Annotated in this window: 16 protein-coding genes; 8 read left to right on the top strand and 8 right to left on the bottom strand. The window is 40.9% G+C overall.

Annotated elements, in window-relative coordinates:
* Positions 1-45: 45 nt before the first annotated feature.
* Entirely contained in the window at positions 46-2,832 is a 2,787-nt protein-coding gene (locus NSS80_RS05105; protein WP_041117007.1) for an AAA family ATPase, read from the bottom strand.
* 16 nt (positions 2,833-2,848) lie between these two features.
* A complete protein-coding gene (locus NSS80_RS05100) occupies positions 2,849-4,063 on the bottom strand; it encodes a DNA repair exonuclease (protein ID WP_081124169.1) in 1,215 nt (404 codons plus the stop codon).
* 171 nt (positions 4,064-4,234) lie between these two features.
* Here NSS80_RS05100 and NSS80_RS05095 point away from each other — a divergent pair, with 171 nt between their 5' ends.
* Entirely contained in the window at positions 4,235-4,423 is a 189-nt protein-coding gene (locus tag NSS80_RS05095) for a YhzD family protein (protein ID WP_041117003.1), read from the top strand.
* 31 nt (positions 4,424-4,454) lie between these two features.
* Here NSS80_RS05095 and NSS80_RS05090 read toward each other — a convergent pair whose 3' ends face one another.
* Positions 4,455-5,228 (bottom strand): enoyl-CoA hydratase, encoded by a 774-nt coding sequence (locus NSS80_RS05090; protein WP_052470345.1) that lies wholly within the window; start codon positions 5,226-5,228, stop codon positions 4,455-4,457.
* Between the two features lie 181 nt (positions 5,229-5,409).
* Here NSS80_RS05090 and NSS80_RS05085 point away from each other — a divergent pair, with 181 nt between their 5' ends.
* From NSS80_RS05085 to NSS80_RS05075, 3 genes are all read left to right on the top strand, one after another.
* A complete protein-coding gene (locus NSS80_RS05085) occupies positions 5,410-5,736 on the top strand; it encodes a potassium:proton antiporter (RefSeq protein ID WP_231506868.1) in 327 nt (108 codons plus the stop codon).
* A gap of 64 nt (positions 5,737-5,800) precedes the next feature.
* Positions 5,801-6,298, top strand: a complete 498-nt coding sequence (locus tag NSS80_RS05080) for a cation:proton antiporter regulatory subunit (protein ID WP_024425442.1) — start codon at positions 5,801-5,803, stop codon at positions 6,296-6,298.
* A gap of 3 nt (positions 6,299-6,301) precedes the next feature.
* Positions 6,302-7,525, top strand: coding sequence for a cation:proton antiporter (locus tag NSS80_RS05075; RefSeq protein ID WP_041116997.1), 1,224 nt, complete (start codon positions 6,302-6,304; stop codon positions 7,523-7,525).
* A gap of 37 nt (positions 7,526-7,562) precedes the next feature.
* On the opposite strand, the gene NSS80_RS05070 is transcribed toward NSS80_RS05075, so the two are convergent.
* From NSS80_RS05070 to NSS80_RS05050, 5 genes are all read right to left on the bottom strand, one after another.
* Positions 7,563-8,837 (bottom strand): SidA/IucD/PvdA family monooxygenase, encoded by a 1,275-nt coding sequence (locus NSS80_RS05070; RefSeq protein WP_342498440.1) that lies wholly within the window; start codon positions 8,835-8,837, stop codon positions 7,563-7,565.
* A gap of 75 nt (positions 8,838-8,912) precedes the next feature.
* A complete protein-coding gene (locus NSS80_RS05065) occupies positions 8,913-10,412 on the bottom strand; it encodes a coproporphyrinogen III oxidase (protein ID WP_252050499.1) in 1,500 nt (499 codons plus the stop codon).
* Between the two features lie 113 nt (positions 10,413-10,525).
* Positions 10,526-11,392, bottom strand: coding sequence for a Cof-type HAD-IIB family hydrolase (locus NSS80_RS05060; RefSeq protein WP_039177545.1), 867 nt, complete (start codon positions 11,390-11,392; stop codon positions 10,526-10,528).
* 451 nt (positions 11,393-11,843) lie between these two features.
* The gene (locus NSS80_RS05055; protein WP_024425750.1) at positions 11,844-12,200 is read right to left on the bottom strand and encodes a YlbF family regulator; all 357 of its coding nucleotides are present in this window, start codon (positions 12,198-12,200) and stop codon (positions 11,844-11,846) included.
* Between the two features lie 121 nt (positions 12,201-12,321).
* Positions 12,322-13,455: a DUF445 family protein gene (locus NSS80_RS05050; RefSeq protein ID WP_065214184.1), complete on the bottom strand. Its 1,134-nt coding sequence runs from the start codon at positions 13,453-13,455 to the stop codon at positions 12,322-12,324.
* Positions 13,456-13,670: 215 nt separating this feature from the next.
* On the opposite strand from NSS80_RS05050, the gene NSS80_RS05045 reads away from it, so the two are divergent.
* The 4 genes from NSS80_RS05045 to NSS80_RS05030 all read left to right on the top strand — a co-directional run bounded on the left by NSS80_RS05045 (position 13,671) and on the right by NSS80_RS05030 (position 17,356).
* Complete coding sequence (locus NSS80_RS05045) at positions 13,671-14,783, top strand: YheC/YheD family protein (RefSeq protein ID WP_342498439.1); 1,113 nt, start codon at positions 13,671-13,673, stop codon at positions 14,781-14,783.
* Positions 14,740-16,098, top strand: a complete 1,359-nt coding sequence (locus NSS80_RS05040; protein WP_041116989.1) for a YheC/YheD family protein — start codon at positions 14,740-14,742, stop codon at positions 16,096-16,098. Before NSS80_RS05045 ends, NSS80_RS05040 begins: the two co-directional genes overlap by 44 nt.
* A gap of 152 nt (positions 16,099-16,250) precedes the next feature.
* Positions 16,251-16,460: a YheE family protein gene (locus NSS80_RS05035; RefSeq protein WP_003211787.1), complete on the top strand. Its 210-nt coding sequence runs from the start codon at positions 16,251-16,253 to the stop codon at positions 16,458-16,460.
* A gap of 20 nt (positions 16,461-16,480) precedes the next feature.
* Positions 16,481-17,356, top strand: coding sequence for a helix-turn-helix domain-containing protein (locus tag NSS80_RS05030; RefSeq protein WP_041116987.1), 876 nt, complete (start codon positions 16,481-16,483; stop codon positions 17,354-17,356).
* Positions 17,357-17,363: the final 7 nt, after the last annotated feature.

The raw sequence follows: 17,363 nt of genomic DNA, 5'->3' as shown, positions 1-17,363 counted from the left end.
CATGTTTCTGCTCATATAAGTATAACATAAGTCATTATTTGTCAATCATTCAACTGCTAAACTCGTAATCTGTCCATCTTTTGCAGCCTGCGCCATATGCTGATGACAGGTAAAATAAAACAGCTGTGTTTCAAAACGCGTGAGTTCATTCATCAACTCCAGCACTCTTCCTAGACGAACATGATCAAAATGAACGAAGCTGTCATCCATCATAAACGGAAGCTGACATTCCTGCTGATGAGACAAGGCGAGTGCAAAACGAATGGCCAGATAGACTTGTTCACATGTTGCTTGCGAGAGCTCGTCTGGGCGGAATATTCGTCCGTCCATCCTTTTCACGATCAGCCGGTCATCCTCTGGTGAAAATAAAATGGCTTCATATCGATCATTCGTTAACGGCTGAATAAAGCGGGAAGCTGTTTGCAGCAGTTCTGGCAGCCTTTTTTCTTTATGTTCATTCAATTTTTCTCGAATGACGGAGCGGACAAGCTGAATCGCCGCCCATTTTTTCGCAAGGTGCTTTGCATGCTCCTGCTCAGCTGAAAGCTGATGAGTCAACTCAGACACCGTACCTGAAGCTTCTATTTGCCGGATTTCCACTGCTCGTTCTGCCAGACGTTTTTCCATATTCGCCGCATTCGATTGTATGTTATTCAGGTGCTGCTTTGCTTCCGCACACTCTTCTTCAAGAAGACGCAATCCTTTACGAACAATCGATTCTTCCTCATCAAAGCAGCCGCTTCTATGCAGCTCTTGATTCAGCTGCTGCAAATGGGAAAGCCGTTCCCGATATTCTTTCGACAGATGGGAAAGAATTTGGTAATCTTTTTTGGACTCTGCCTCTACTTGACGAAAAAGCACGTCCATTTGTTTTTCGTAATAGTCAATTTCCCCTTCCAGTGTCGTGATCTGCTGTTTCACATGTTGAATCGATACATCCAATGTCTGACGTTCTTTTTCTCTTTTCGCCTCATCTTTCAATATCTCTTGAAAGGCCGAGATGCTCTCTTGAATGGTGCCTTCCTTTCGCTGCAGAAGACTGCTTAACGCTTCCACCCTTTGCTCATAATTGGACTGCTGGCCGGCAAGCTCGTCTATTTCCCGGCTAAGCTCCTCATATCCCGCTGTATTCGTTTTTAACTGCTTCAGGATAAGGAAGGCTTCTACTAGGAAAGAAAGCTCTGAGGACAAGCCCAGCTGTTTTTTCTTTTCCTCTACTTGCTGCTGGACAGGTTCCAGCTCCTGCTCCCAGTCTTCGTATTGCCGGATGATCCTTTCGTACAAAAGCTCCTTCTGCCTCACAAGCGTTTCAGCTGAAGCTGCCTGTACTTGGAAGGAATCGAATGTTCCCCCGCCGCTTCCCTGTTTCACCTGTGTCGATTTCAAAAATGGGTAAATAGCAAAGAAGACAAAAACAGAAAACCCTGCAAATAAGAAAGTAACCCACCACTCTGTTAAAAAGAAAAGGACAAGCAGAAATGCAGCATCAAATATCACCATCACAGGGAATAACCACGCCCGGGAATGAACCTGTTTCTCTTTTGCTCTTGTTTCCCCAGCTTCCACTGAACTGTCCGATCTGGCCTGCTGTTCCTTTAATCCTTTTAAAGCGGTTTCCGCTTCTTCCAGCTCATGTCTTGCATGATCAAACCGGTCATCCAGCTGTGCCTTTCTGTCCATTAAACGAACGTAGTGGCTGACAGCCTCCTTTAATTCCCACTCAAATTCAAGGGAGTCGTCAATCTGATCAAGCTTGACTGAACGCTGCCACTTCAGCTTCGCTGCGGCTTCGTCCATTTTTTGTTTCAATGAATCACGTTCTGCTTTACATTCTGCTAAGCGGTTTTTGATACGTTCAGCATGAGATGATTCATCAATGACACGTGTCATCTCCAGTAATGTATCCTTGTCATGAAGCGGTTGAACTTGTGCCAGCGAGGTTTGCAAATGGTCTAATTTTTGCTTTAGTGCAGTCATTTGAGCCTTTTTCGGATGAAGGTGTGATTCTAATTTATCCAATTCATGCTCTGTTTCTGCTCTAAAGCGTTTGACTCGTTCTGGATAACGGGCTAATTCTTTTTTTAACTCCATCTTCTTCTCTATCATGGGATAAAGTCGAATGTGTTCATTTAATTGCTGAATCTGTTCTTCTGTCTGCTTCATTTCCTTTTGAAGCGCTGCGATACTCTCTATTAATTCAGAATGCTCCCGTTTTTTTTCTGTATAACGGCCTTCTGCCAATCTAGCTTGTTTCAGCTGGCCAGTCAGCTCTTTTAAACGATCAAGCTGCTGGTTTAATTCCGGCTTGCGTCCATTTGGTTTAAACAGCTGCTCCTGCTGCTTAAGCAGCCTGCTATCCATCTTGGAGGCAGCATCTGAGCCAAATAAACTTGAGAAAAGGAGAAATTCACCGATTTGATCTTCGTTTAAGGCTTGGACATTTTGCAGTCCAAACACATCAAATGAATAGATTGATTGGAATAATCTGCGATCTGTTCTCTTTAAAAGAGTTCGTAGAAATGCTTCATCTTTCACTTCACCATTCGGTAAAAACACCTGTGCTTGACCGCCTCGATCGGACGATCTCTCAATGTGAATGACACCTAACTCCTCATCTAAGCAAGTGAGGGAGCCGCCATAGAAAGATCCTTGTTTCGGCTTGTATATCTTGTTTTTTGAAAAACCAAATAACATCGACTCAATAAATGCCTTCAATGTCGTTTTCCCCGATTCATTCAGGCCGTAAACTAGCTGAAAACCGTCATCAGAAAAGTGAAAGGTTCGATTTGAAAATTTCCCAAAATTCGCTATATGGAGTGAACGTATTTTCATCATACCTCTCCTTTTCTCATAATTGCTTCAGCTGTTCCGTCAACAGCCTTTGTGCCTCTTCTTTTATATCCACTTCATCCTCTTTTGTGAGCGCTTTTCCTGACTTCCTGTAGGTTGGGTGACGCTTGATCGGTGAAAGCAGTTCTTCATATGACTCAAACTGTGCAATTTCTGCCGTTAGTTCCTTCAAAAAGGAATCTTCTGGATAAATGACATCCTCGTTTGTTCGGCAATCAATTGACATCACCCAAACAAACACATCTTCATCTTCCTCCTGCTCATGAAAAACAGTCATCAGCTCTTCGAGGACCTCAAGCTGCGTGTGCTCAAAGTAAGAAGGCGCATCACCTGTCAATTCAATTCTCACAAAATGAGGAATACCTTCCTCTTTCAGCTCATTGATTTTGCCTTCCACAAGTGTGACAAGATCCGTCATATGAGTTGTTTCTGTGATGTCTATTGCCAGTTTCTCAAAGATGATATCTGCACAGCTGATAAAATCCGCTGCCCGTGAATCTTCGGAGAGGTGAATCAAGTAACAGCCTTTTTCTCCCGTTTCTTTTATATGTCTGCCCTGCACGTTACCAGGGTAAATTATATATGGGTCTTCATGCAGAAGGGCTCTTTTATGTATATGTCCAAGCGCCCAATAATCAAAATCCCGCGCTATGAGCTGCTGCAGCTGAAATGGGGCATATGCATCATGTCCTTCTTGTCCGGCTAATGTGCCGTGAAGCATCGCAATGTGATAGGCAGCATCTGTTGTTTTGACATAATGAGATGTCATATTTTCATAGACAGCCCGCTCTTTGTAGCTAAACCCATAAATACTCGCGACAAGCTGATCCCCTCGATAATAGGAGTGCTCACTTGGTGTACTGCTCGAAAAGACATGTACATTCTCGGGCCACTCAATCGGTGTCCATTCACCGCCTAAATGATCATGATTCCCATAAATAATAAAGACTTCAATCCCGTGCGTTTGCAGTCTTACAAACTGATTTCTTAAAAACAGCTGTGCTTTTAAGCTGCGATTGGATTCATCAAATAAATCTCCGCTCAGCAGCACAAAGTCTACTGCCCGCACAATGGCGAGATCAAAGATGTTCTTAGCGCTTTGAAATGTACTTTCTTTGAGCCGCTTAAATATGGAACTAGGTATAGTCGACATTCCTGCAAATGGACTGTCTAAATGTAAATCTGCGGCATGAATAAAGGTGAGCTTAGTCAAACGTCTATCTCCTTGTCCGATACTGTCATTGTCCATATTTTATCATGCCATTTTTACGAATGCACGTTCTATCACTCTCATTCTAAAAAACACATTTTTAAGGGCTAAAAAAGAGGTTTTGTCTTATTCCATGTTTAATTACATTAAAAACAGAGGAAAGGAAGATGAGGAATGGAGAAGACATACTTTTTAACCGTATTTGACCGGTCGGGTGAGACTTTATTAAATGAAAAAATCACAGCGGATAGTGACGAGAAAGCAAAGGAATTAGGACGTCATCGCTTAATGGAACAGCAATACACAAAGCATTCTCATCGACTCGTTGATCAAGCAGGAAAACTGCTTTTATTTGAACGTTAAAAAAGCCGGCTTTCGCCGGCCTCATGTTCATTTATGCTTTTTGAAAGACAGGACGTCTTTTTTCTAAAAAGGCCTGTATACCTTCCTTGTGATCATGACTTTTTCTCAGTCTTGCCTGTGCTGCTCTCTCTTTTTGAAGAACTGCTAAGAGCTTTGATTCTGACTGGTGGAAATAGATCATCTTTGTTTCGATAAAGGCTTGAAGCGGCATGTTCATAAATGGCTTCACACACACTTTTTGGTACGTATCGACCTCATCCTGAAACACCCCATCTGCAAGGCGCAGCTTTAACGCTTCTTCAGCCGGCAGCTTTTGTCCGCTCCAAATCAATTGTTTAGCGGTTTGCTCACTCACTCTTTTTGTGAGGAAAAAATGCCCCCCGCCATCTGGAATTAATCCTACTCCATTAAAATTCATGGCGAGTTTTGCATCCTGATGCATAAACAAGTAGTCACAGCTTAGAGCAAAGCTAAAAGCGAGGCCTGCTGCTGACCCGTGAACAAGCGCAATCGTCACTTTTTTCAAGCTAGCTAGAGAAAGTGTAATTCCCTCGATCAAATCCATCACACGATGGAAATCTTCTTCACTTTCCTGCTTGAGCATCATCCCAATATCTCCGCCTGCTGAGAATCCTTTTCCCGCTCCCTTGATGACAACGACTTTTGCACTGCTTTCCTCCGCTGCATCACATGCTTCTTTGAATTCAGCAAACATGTCCACATGAAAAGAATTATAAGCTTCAGGCCTATTGAAAACGATTTCAAAAACATCCCCGTCTAACTGACAATTGATATATGTCATCATCCATCCCCCTCTTCTTTTAAAAGCTCATCACTTACTTCCATTTTCATCATGTAAAACCTTTTTCTCTAAATAAAAAATTTCAAGATCAATTGATACTAAAATAAGCATAATGATTGAAACAAGAAATATATTTTTATATAGTAAAAAAAGAAAGAAAATAAATTTGAAAGGAGGAGGATGATTGATCAGATGTTCCATCATGATATTGGTTAGCTTCATCGTCATGTTTTCTCCTTTTTCAAATGTCGTTTTTGCTTCACAGGCAGAAGCGAGTATACCTAGCCTGATTTCTCCATCCATTTATGATGAAGAAATCAATGCTGTGAAGACACCATCATTTTCAAAAAAACATGCCTCATCCATTCTGTTGAAGGACAGATTATCAATGATGGATGCCAAGACTTTTCTGCCAAAGCCTGCCCCATCAGCTGCATTGTCCATTGATCTATGTTTTTTGGAAATGAAGTGTGCGATCCCCGTTATGTATCAATCTAATTACCTCTACTGATTCATTTTATTTCATCCGCATTTACTATATGAAAAACACAGAATATCAAATTCGGAGGGATAAAATGAACATTAAAGAAAATGATCTTCCTGGGATCGGAAAGAAATTTGAAATTGAAACGAGAAATAGAGAAAAAATGACGATTGTGATTCATGATGATGGCAGACGGGAAATTTATCGTTTTGACGATGATGATCCAGATGAAGTGCTGTCTACCATTTCACTCGATGATGCTGAATCCCGGCAAATCGCTGCTATTATCGGCGGTATGGTGTATAAACCGCAAGCACTAGAAACCATTGAAATGGCCTTCAACGACTTAATCATTGAATGGTTTAAAGTGGAAAAAGGTGCAAAAGCGGTTGGACATACACTCGGTGATTTAGATGTGAGACAAAATTATGAAGTCACCGTGATTGCGATCATTAAACATACAAATGAAAAATTACTCAACCCTGGTGCCGATTCGATTATTCAAGCAAATGATACGATGGTCATTTCGGGCGAAAGAAAACACTTGAAACGATTGGTACGTGATTTTCTTTCTAGAGGGGGAGAGTGATGAATGGATCATTTAGTCTTTGAAGTTGGGACGGCGCTAATTCTTATCGCCATCGCCAGCTTAATCGCCAATAAAATTAAATTTTCTATCATCCCTTTTCTCATTGTCCTCGGAATGATTGTTGGGCCGCATGCTCCAACTATCGGGATCATTGATTTGAAATTTATCGAAAGCACGGAGATCATTTCGTTTTTTGGCAGAATGGGCGTCCTGTTCCTTCTTTTCTATCTTGGACTTGAGTTCTCTGTCGGAAAACTCATTAAATCGGGTAAATCTATTGCAGTCGGCGGATCTATTTATATTTTGATCAACTTCAGCTTAGGACTGCTCTACGGTTTTATCACAGGGTTTGGATTCCTTGAGATTCTCATTATGGCAGGTGTGATCACCATTTCATCCAGCGCCATTGTGGCCAAGGTCCTTGTCGATTTGAAACGGACGGCAAATCCTGAAACAGAGTTAATTCTAGGGATTATTATGTTTGAGGATATTTTCCTTGCCGTATATTTATCTGTCGTATCAGGTCTTGTCCTTGGAGATGCCACTACTGTTGGCGGTGCCTTATTATCGATTTTAATCGCTTTTGGTTATATGATGCTTTTCTTTATCATTGCGCGGAAGCTGCCAAAACTATTAAATAAGTTGTTTGATATCCGTTCGAACGAAGTGTTCATCATTGTGATTTTTGCCGCTTTGTTCTTTGTCGCTGGTTTTTCAGAAACAATTCATGTAGCAGAGGCTATTGGGGCTCTCTTACTTGGTCTTGTTTTCTCAGAAACAGAGCACTCAGACCGCATCGAGCATCTCGTGGTTCCGTTTAGAGATTTCTTTGGAGCGATGTTCTTTTTCAGCTTTGGTCTCAGTATCGATCCATTTACATTAGGTGATGCCTTCTGGCTTGCAATCGGCGCTGTGATTCTTACCTTAATTGGGAACTTCACTGCCGGAATGTTCGCTGGACGGAGAGCTGGATTTTCTCATAAAGCCTCTTCTAATATTGGATTAACCATCGTATCGAGAGGAGAGTTTTCAATCATTGTTGCCGAGCTTGGCATCGCCGGCGGACTTGCCGCTACTTTGAAGCCCTTTGCTGCATTGTATGTCTTAATCCTTGCGATCTTAGGACCGCTCGTAACGAAAGAATCTAAGAAAATCTATCAAATCCTAAACAAAATCTTCAAATGGAAACTTGAAAAACCAAAAGTAAAAAAAGAAACGACGATCTAATGAAAAAGGGCCCTATGCTTGGGCCCTTTTCTATGTTTTATTCAAATTGCTGAAATGCAGTTTCTTGCTTGACTGGCGCTTCCTCGACCCCGCGAATGGTTCGAATGACTTTCTGGTTGCGGTAAATCGATAGTTTCAAATTGGTTGCCGCTGTTCCATGAGAATGATCAAGATTCGTGAATGTAAAGAAATGATTTGAACGCTTGTCTTTGAACACAAGCCTGAAGTCGTCTGTCACTTTAAAATGCTCTTCACTTTCCCATTCAATCAAAGGTTCATATGCGCTAAACCATTCAGGAATATTCGGTGTGTATCCTGTAGCCAATACAGCGTGATCTACAGTTATGCTTTTTTCTTTCTTCAGCTGCCACTGCTTGAGATGCAGCTCCAAAGGCTGATGCTCTCCTCTTTGAATCGCTTCAAGCTCGGTCATTGGCTGAATGAGCACAGATGGCTCTTCACCTGAAACGGAGCGATGATACAACTCCTGATAAATGCGCGAAAGCGTTGATGCATCGATGCCATTTCTTAATCCTGTCAGCCTGGGCAATGTGTTCATACGTTCTTCATAAGGAAGCGAATGAAAATACTCGACATACTTTGGTGTAAAAAGCTCTTGGCCAAGTTCTGCCGTCTCCAGCTCTCTAAATTCACTAGAACGCGTAAACCATGAAAGCTGCTGTCCTTTCTTTTGATGCTGAAGCAGGTCTAAGAAAATTTCAGCTGCACTCTGCCCTGAGCCGATTACCGCCACCGACTCAGCTTCATGAAGTGCTTTCTGCTGATCTAAATAACGGCTGCTATGGGTCACATATGGGTAAGATGCTTCAGGCACATCGACTGGAATCATTGGTTTGCTTCCTGTGCCTAACACGACATGCTTTGCACGATATTCAGAAAGCGATCCATCGTTCAGCCGTCTGACTTTCACAAGGTAGCCTTCTTGGCAGTCCGTCACTTCTTCTACCTTCATCCCGAACTGACAGCTGTCTAATTCTCCTGCCACCCATGATAAATACTCATTGAATTCTCTCCGCGGGATATCAAACTGTTCAAATGTATAGAACCGGTGAAGTCTATTTGCTTCATGTAAATAATTTAAAAATGTATACCTGCTCCTTGGATTCGCCATTGTGACAAGGTCTGCTAAAAAGGAAACTTGCAAATCCGTTCCTTTGATCAGCATACCAGGATGCCAAGCAAACTCAGACTCTTGTTCAAAAAAACAGCATGAGACATCCTCATACTCCTCTAACAAAGCGGCCAACCCTAAATTTGCGGGCCCAATCCCAATTCCGATCACATCTATCATATGTACACCTGCTTTAACTTTTTATCACTTATATACCCTTTTACAAATGAAAAAAACACTGCGTCATCGCAGTGTTTAAACGTGAGAAACAAATAATGATTCAAGGAATTGAATTTTCTCTTCTGTATAGTGTTCATAGCGGTCATTATACGATTTTGGATCTTTTGGATTGGCATACTGCGTAATTTTTCCTGATCGTGGATCAATGAATTTACTTGCTGCACCGCATCCAATGCCAATGATTGTCTGTACTTCTTCCATGATAATAATATTATACAAACTTTCCTGTCCATCTAATGAATACCCGACATTTTCAAGATTCCCCAAAATATTTTTTTGTCTATATAAATAATATGGGTGATAACGATGTGCTTTCGTCCAAGTGACCGCTTCATCCATCATACGTGTGATTTCTTCTCGGTCGGCTACTTGATATTTCTCCTTATTGCGCGTCATTTCAGATGCTCTTTTAAAGGAGAGTGTATGCACGGTTAAAGATTCAGGCTTGAGCTCTTCAGTCTGCTGCAAGGAGTGCTGAAATTCTTTGAGCCCTTCTCCCGGCAATCCAATGATTAAGTCCATATTGATATTGTTCATGCCGTACTGTCTTGATAAGTGATACTTTTCAATCGTTTCTTCGACACTATGATGCCGGCCAATAGCCTTTAGTGTTTCATTCTCATACGATTGCGGGTTAATGCTAATCCGGTCAATGTTGTAGCGGTTTAGCACCTCTAGCTTATCAGGCGAAATCGTATCAGGACGCCCTGCTTCGACAGTCACTTCCCGTATATGCTTCACATCTGGGAACGAGCGGTACATTTCTTCATACAGCAAATCCATTTCTTCCGCTGTAATGCTCGTTGGCGTGCCTCCGCCAAAGTAAACGGTCGTCACTTTGATCCCGTGTTCTTTTAGCCATGCGCCCATTTTTTGCATTTCATAATGCAGACCAAACAAAAACGTTCCCACTCTGCCAGCTTGTCCTTTAATGGCGTAAGCAGGGAACGTGCAATAAGCACATTTTGTGGGGCAGAAAGGAATACCAATATAAATACTCACTTCCTGCTGAAGGTCATACAGATCTGGAATGGCTTGAAGCTGACGATCGACAATCTCCTGCATCAAATTGATTTTTTCATCATGAATCAAGTAATCACGCTTTAATGCCGCATGTGCATCTTCCTTTGACATGCCTTCTCTCAGCATCTTATGAAGCAATTTCGTAGGACGTATTCCTGTGAGAATGCCCCACTTTTGTGTCATTCCTGTGTGCTCCTGAAGCAAGTGTAAATAAACAGACAGCACTGTGTTTTTGATTTGTTTCCAGCGCTCCTTATCGTTCAAGCTCTCTGGGACATCCCGCGAAAAACGACTGGTGATGTCTGATCCATCGATATGACCAGATGCTTCCACCATGCCATTTTCTTCCTTCCAGTTAAATACCATGACCAAACCATCATCCAATTCACTTGGATCAAACATCACTTCACTATCTTCTTCAAATAAATTGGCTATATTGACAAGCGGGCGATGAAATCGTTCATCTGACAGCCCTTTAATTAAAATTCGCATCATATCACCTTTATCTTCAAACTTGTTTCATTTTACAAAATTCATGTAGGAAAAGCAATGAAGGGAACAGACGAAGGCCCTGTCATTTCTTGATTGACAGGGCCTTCACTGTATTATCTCTTAATATCGAATTGATGCAAAAATCCTTCTCTTTGCTGCATTCTAAAGTATTCCTTGATCATATAAGCCACACCCTGTTCATCATGCGAGCGCGTCACCCAATCGGCTTTACGCTTGACATCATTGGGGGCATTTCCCATAGCAACACCTAAACCAGCCAATTCAAGCATTGGAATGTCATCTGTTCCATGACCAATGACGACCGTATCTTCTAAAGTAAAGCCGAGTGCAGAGGTTAAAAGAGAAAGTCCCGCTTCCTTCGAAACCCCTTTGCATACAATATTCATTTTCTCATCACTGATCCTAATAAGGTCAACAGATGGGAATGCTTGTTGAATGGTCCTGTGAATCTCAGGCTGAAGCTCCGCAGTCGAATATACTTCAATCACTGGAGTACTGACTGGTTCATCCATCAGCATATCACTTAACGATTCAACAAATTGGACGGGATAGAAAATTGGATCAGACGGATGAATGAGCGTCTTTCCCATCAGCTGAGACTGCGTTTTTTTCCGGTTGCCGATCGAGAATTTTTCATGCAGCAAGCGGACATTACAATCGAAGCTTTCAAGGATTTGCACAAGATTAAATGTCTTTTCTTCCGTTAATTTTTTCACATGAAGCGGCTCATCGAGTTTATCGGCGATAAATGCACCACTATGCGTCACAAGGGTTGATGTTGGAATCTTCAACGCCTTGGCAATTTTTTGAGCGGAACGAAAATGCCGGTTGGTGACAATCGTCACGTAAACCCCTTTTTTCTTTACATATTCCACAGCTTCTTTTGTAGCAGAATGGATTTTACCATTGGAACGAAGTAACGTCCCATCTATATTGAGTGCAAGTAGTTTTTTTGACACTGAGGCATCCCCCTTCTTGATGACTGTACTTACGATGAGGATATGCCCTAGCTTGGTGCTTTAGAACATGCAGTTGAAAGAGCCCCAGGTTATGAATAGATGGATAAATAAAAAAAGCCTACCCCTAGGCTTTTTTTTATGTATGGTTTGGATGCGTTACAATGGAGTGATGAAGCTCCCCATGATCCCCTTATCATTTACACACCAAAGCATTGCTTATATCAGATCCCCTTATGATGCTTTGCGTTTCTCCCAGAAGCGCTTCTCTCTCGTTTGGCTCACCGCCATAAATCCCAAGTGAAACGCACCCAATTGTCCCTTGAGAGCGCCTTTTGAAAGCACTTTCAATATAAGTATTATCGCAGAATTTATGTGCTTCGACAACCTTTTTTTAAAAGATATTGAGGAGAAAAGATAAAACAAAAAAGGGCGAATGACATCGCCCTTTCCATTAGTTTTCTTCTGGATTCCCATAAAGCTCTTCAAGTGGCTTCATGATAATTTTATTTAATTCACCGATAAGAACACTCACACGTTGTTCTGCTTCCATCAACTGAGAGATTTTATCGTGCTGCTGAACAAGCGCAACTGTTTTTTGAGCTTGCTCCACTTCTTCTTGTGTGATCTCTTGACCAGTCATTTGTTTTTGTTGAAGGTTTACTTGAATGTCACGGAAGTTCTCAAACATTCTTTTAGAGGACTCATCCGCGTTTACCTCATCATAAAGATTTCTTAAAGTTGAATATTCTTCGCTATGACGCAATGCTTTTTCAAGGTCATATGCAACATCATAAAGATTTACAGACATGTTATGTCTCCTTTCTATCCGTTATCACCGATATGATCGGCGGACACCACTCCACTATAACAAACTATGGCTTTCGTTTCACATATATACAATGAATTCATTAAAATTTCTATAGCTTGTCTTAGAATAGCGCCACAAAAACAGCCTGGATAGCACCAATCATCCCGCCTAAAAGACCGCCTAGAAATGTTATCATCTTCAGCTCCTTATTAGAGATGCTGACTACAAGCTCTTCCATTTTTTCAAGCGGGAAAAGTTCAATTTGTTCACGAATGATATCTTCAAATTGCAGCTTTGCAAGCAGACTCTCTAAAGCATTTGAAGCCGCTTCGATCCCCTTATCAATCAACACTGGCGCAAAATGTGTTTTAAGGTCATCCGCTACAGCACTGACATATGTTCCAACTGGTTTGTCTAATATCAGCTTTGTAGAGAAATGAGAAAGCAATTGATTTTTCACACTAAAAATAAGTTCCTTCACATTCCATTTTTCATCAAGCTCATGAAGAGAAAATAGCTTCACCTTGTCCCATTCTTGAACAAGTAAATCTGATAAAAATCTTTTTGTTTCTGCATTTCTTAAGAACTTGATAATTTCTGGATGCACACGGTCAATTAAGCTTGAATTCCCTAGAAACATTTGGACCATACTGCCAAGCATTCCCCGTTCTTTTAAGAAATCATCAATCATATTGCCAAGCCTGGCTTTGCCTTCATCACTTTCAAAATAATGAATGCCTCTCTTTAAAATATAATCTGCTGCATCTGGAATTTTTGATGATATTTTGGTTTCCACTTCTACCGGGAGCAATTCAGATAAAGTTTGCTCGTTATATGTTTCAAGCAATGAAGCGAGCTTCTGGTCAGACCACTGATGGAGCCATCTATCTGCTTTGACATCAGCCTGTGAAACGCCGAATTTTTCTAGCAGGGAGAATACGGTGATCTGCATATTTGCGCCTTTGTCAATATATTGATGGACTGTACGCAGGATCTCCTGCTTTGCCTCCGATGATTCAAATCGCTTTTGAATACCTTCTGGCGTGAGCAAATGCTCCATAACCATGACACCAACCTGCTTGGCTACTTCGTCTCTTCTTTTAGGGATAAGCCCTGGTGTAAATGGAAGCTGTTTTCCGAATAAGTAATATGGCTTATAAGGCCGAAAAAGCATTTTAATTGCAAGATGGTTTGTCGCTGCTCCTATGACTGCGCCGATAACAATCATAAAGATAAACGTTGTGAATATATTCAAAGTCGTCATCTACCTTTCAAACAACACCCGAGGTTTATTGTTTTGATCTATACGTATTATAGTTGTTGTCAAGTTCCCAAGCAAATGAAGCATGCAGCGAGACATATGATCAAGCGATCTGTCGTAATGATAAAGGAGCGCAAGCTTTATGTAAAATCATAAAAAAATGTTTTTGTGATGGTAAAAAAAAGAAGTTGAAAAGAAGGTGTTTTTTAATGACAACATTAGGTATTGTGAGCCTTTCTCCGCAGTATGAAGAGGCATTCACACGGCAGCTCGCCAAAGCTGCCTCTTCTTATCGTTTAGTGGTTGTTCGTTTTACACCATTTGATTTAAAGCCGGCTTCAAATTTGATACAAGGCCAAACATATACGAATGGCCAAGGGTTTGCCGACGCACAATTTCCGATTCCCGACTTGATTTATGACCGATGTCTTTACCGGCATGACGCACTATCTAAAAAAGCAAAACCCATCATGGAATGGCTAAAAAAATATCCAAAAACAAATTTTTTGAATACCGGCATTTCAAATAAAATGGTGCTATTTGAGCAGCTCCGTCTCCGCTCTGCTTTACAGCCATATTTACCTGGCTGCTTTATATTAAAAGAACCCTCAGACCTGATCAATATGGTAAGGGAGTGCGGGGCTGGCGGTTATTGTAGAATGCAGCCTCTCTCCCATCAGCATGCAGCATCTACTTACTTCATTTCCTTTGATGGCAAATCAACATTTACCGTTCAGCTAAGTTCCAATCAAACCATTACATTTTCTCGTACGTCAGAGCTGGAGCGCTGGTGCAAAAAATATGCAGGCCGGTATTTTCTTCAATTTTTCAACACGAATGATCAAAAAGAACTTTTATTCAATGAAATCAAGATTTTTCTTATGAAAGATTCACAAAATCAATGGAAACGCATGGGAATTCACATAAAATCACCTGCAGAAAATAGTCTTTTGAGTCATACACAAAAATCAGCTCCTGTGATAGGCTTTGAACACTATCTAAATACATTGCAGCCACACATCAAGGAGCTCCTTTTAGATGATATTGCATCCATTCAGGCATCAATCCCAGCTTATATAGATAAAACTTACTCTCCTTGCTTTGAATTCGCAGTAGACTTACTTCATTCAAATGAAGGCAGACTTTTCATATCAAATATCAGATCAAAGCCAGGGCGGTCCGCTTTTTTAAAAGTTTATCCTGAGAAGGAACACGAATTGATTCGTATCATTCTTGAACATGCGCAATCGATAAAGTCTCAACCGAAGGAGGTTTCTTATGAACAGAAAGCGCTGCATCATCGCCCCACACCTCACAAGTGAAAAAACAATTCATCTTCCCGTCCATTATAAACAGAAAGATGCCATCTATTCTCTTGCTATAGGGTCTCGTTTAGTAGATGGCTTCAACATTTCCTATCATCAGCATCCAAATAAAATTTTATTATCTGAAGATCTATACAGAGGATTACTGATTCCTTACCAATCAAAAGCTGATGTGATCATCATTGACCATACACTTTTTATGGGGCCGTTGATGGGCATTTTCACTGCGGGTTTTGAGCAAAGTACACAGCCATTGGGAACGAGATCAGAATTTTTTATCAAACTGCTGCACTCTTTCAGGCAGCATCCTGGTTTTGCCTATCTTTTTGGGTCACATTCGATTGATTGGGAAAAAGGAATTGTAGAAGGACTGTTGTACCAGCAAGATTCATGGGTTAAAAAACAGCTTCCCCTGCCGTCAGTCATTTATGACCGGCTTCCAAATAGAAAAGCTGCTCAGTCGGCACTCATACAAGAAACGAAGCGAAAACTCACTCAAGACTATGATATCCCTTGGTTCAATCCTTACTTTTTTAATAAATGGGAGATTCATGAACAGCTATTAACAGATGAAAAAACATGGTCCTTACTCCCACATTCTGTACAATTAGATCCCGTGGACGCTCTAATTAAAATTGAAACACTTCTCCACCTGCATCAAATTATATACTTAAAACCGACAAACGGAAGTCATGGAGACGGTATTTATCAGTTAAAGAAGGAAAATCACGGAATCACTGTATACTCAAATTCGGGAAGGTCTATTCCATATGATTCAATAGATCAGTTTGTTCAAAAGCTGCGAAAAGATCATGCAATTCATGATTTTATTGCACAACAAGGCATTGAGCTTCTTCAAATAGACAATCAACCGATGGATTTCAGAGTTCATACGAATAAAAATAAAGAAGGTGATTGGATAGTCACAGCAGCAGCAGCAAAGGTTTCTGGAGATCATACCATCACGACTCACCAGTTACACGGGGGAAAGGTGAAAACACTTTATGCTGTCTTTCCAGAAGAAAAGAAACGTTTGCAGATTTTACAGCAGCTTTCTCATACTGCCATCATACTCAGCCAGGTGATAGATAAAAAAATGTCCGGGCATATCGGTGAAATCGGTTTTGACTTAGGCATTGATCAAACAGGTGCAATTTGGATGTTCGAAGCTAATTCTCGCCCTGGCCGAGAGATTTTCCAGCATGTCTCTTTGAAAAAATCAGAATGGATGATTGGGAAAAGTATCATGGATTACGCATCTTACCTTTCAAAAACGGCACTCACAACTTCAGATCACGCGAACGTCTACTGACGCTTTTTTGTCACATGTCAGTGCTCTTAAATCTATGCTTTTTCTATGCTCTTTTCATGAGATGAGATACAATAAAATCAAGTTCAAGGTTGTTTCCGTGTTGTCGTGTTTGTTTATTGTTACATCAATAAAAGCAAGGAGGCAATGATGATATGATTTCTCATTTTCAATGGAAACCCCTTTTTAAGAAAGCACAATTGCCAGGCTGGAAAATATCCTTTTTCCACAACGGTGCGCACTATGAAGGCATCTACCACAAAACAGGTGACATTGAATGGGGCTCTCAGCTTCCGCCCCATGAAGTAGAACCAACTTTAAAAGAAGAAATCCACGAATTAATGCTGTTCCATGTCTATGATTAAACTGATTAAGGAGCCCCGCCATGTTAGAAAAATTAAAACTGGTTTACGGAGACCATATCATCAGCACACCTACTCATGACAAACAAATTCTTTGGTATCAAACAGAAGAAGGTGAAATATTTGGAGTAAACAAATCGGAGCTTTCAGAAAGAGAAACACTTCTTCTCAACTCTTTTCTTACACCAATTGATCTATTTCAAAAAGCGCAGACCGAGGATGAACAAAAATGGTTCAGCTATCTTTTTGAAAACAAACCACTAACTGTCCAACATCCCGTCCGTGTTTATTATTTTCAAATGATCCATCAAGAAGAACAAAGACAGCAAATAAAAGAGGCTGTGAATAACAGCCTCGAACATACTCATTTCATATGGACAGGCCCTGAAACAGCTATGCTGATTCAACCAAACGCCACATCAGAAAACAGTCAATTAGATCAGTTAAATGATTTGTCTCTGGCTATTACAAGTGATTTTTTAACAGACTCAGTCTTTATGCAAGGACAGCTGCATTTGCCTAATGACCATTTACAGATGAGGTTATTAAATGAACAACAGCTCTTTTTATGCCATCTGCAGCGAGAAAAGCTTAGATCAGGGGCTTCCACATTTTATCAATGCCTGCCATCGTTCATTTGTTATGATGCATCTGCACTCTCTCACGCTATTTCAGATGCTTTTAAAGAAGCGGTCTTTGACCGGGATGTTTATCGCACTCTCATGACCTATATGCAATGTAATTTAAACGCATCCAAGGCAGCAAAAGCGTTATATGTTCACAGAAACAGTCTTCAATATCGAATTGATAAATTTATTGAGCGCACTGGGCTAGATATACGACATTTTCCAGAAGCATCCGCTGCTTATTTGATGATGACTCTACTCGATCTTTCATAAAGAATGA

The organism is Bacillus sp. FSL M8-0350 (assembly GCF_038593345.1).
GTDB classification, from domain to species: Bacteria; Bacillota; Bacilli; order Bacillales; family Bacillaceae; genus Bacillus; species Bacillus safensis.
Note: the sequence above shows the minus strand (reverse complement) of the source record. Positions and strands in the feature narration are given on the sequence as shown.

Coding starts and splice junctions, on each gene's coding strand:
- NSS80_RS05105 (WP_041117007.1), bottom strand. CDS start 2,832: ATGAAAATACGTTCACTCCATATAGCGAATTTTGGGAAATTTTCAAAT.
- NSS80_RS05095 (WP_041117003.1), top strand. CDS start 4,235: ATGGAGAAGACATACTTTTTAACCGTATTTGACCGGTCGGGTGAGACT.
- NSS80_RS05090 (WP_052470345.1), bottom strand. CDS start 5,228: ATGATGACATATATCAATTGTCAGTTAGACGGGGATGTTTTTGAAATC.
- NSS80_RS05080 (WP_024425442.1), top strand. CDS start 5,801: ATGAACATTAAAGAAAATGATCTTCCTGGGATCGGAAAGAAATTTGAA.
- NSS80_RS05075 (WP_041116997.1), top strand. CDS start 6,302: ATGGATCATTTAGTCTTTGAAGTTGGGACGGCGCTAATTCTTATCGCC.
- NSS80_RS05070 (WP_342498440.1), bottom strand. CDS start 8,837: ATGATAGATGTGATCGGAATTGGGATTGGGCCCGCAAATTTAGGGTTG.
- NSS80_RS05065 (WP_252050499.1), bottom strand. CDS start 10,412: ATGCGAATTTTAATTAAAGGGCTGTCAGATGAACGATTTCATCGCCCG.
- NSS80_RS05055 (WP_024425750.1), bottom strand. CDS start 12,200: ATGTCTGTAAATCTTTATGATGTTGCATATGACCTTGAAAAAGCATTG.
- NSS80_RS05045 (WP_342498439.1), top strand. CDS start 13,671: ATGACAACATTAGGTATTGTGAGCCTTTCTCCGCAGTATGAAGAGGCA.
- NSS80_RS05040 (WP_041116989.1), top strand. CDS start 14,740: ATGAACAGAAAGCGCTGCATCATCGCCCCACACCTCACAAGTGAAAAA.
- NSS80_RS05035 (WP_003211787.1), top strand. CDS start 16,251: ATGATTTCTCATTTTCAATGGAAACCCCTTTTTAAGAAAGCACAATTG.
- NSS80_RS05030 (WP_041116987.1), top strand. CDS start 16,481: ATGTTAGAAAAATTAAAACTGGTTTACGGAGACCATATCATCAGCACA.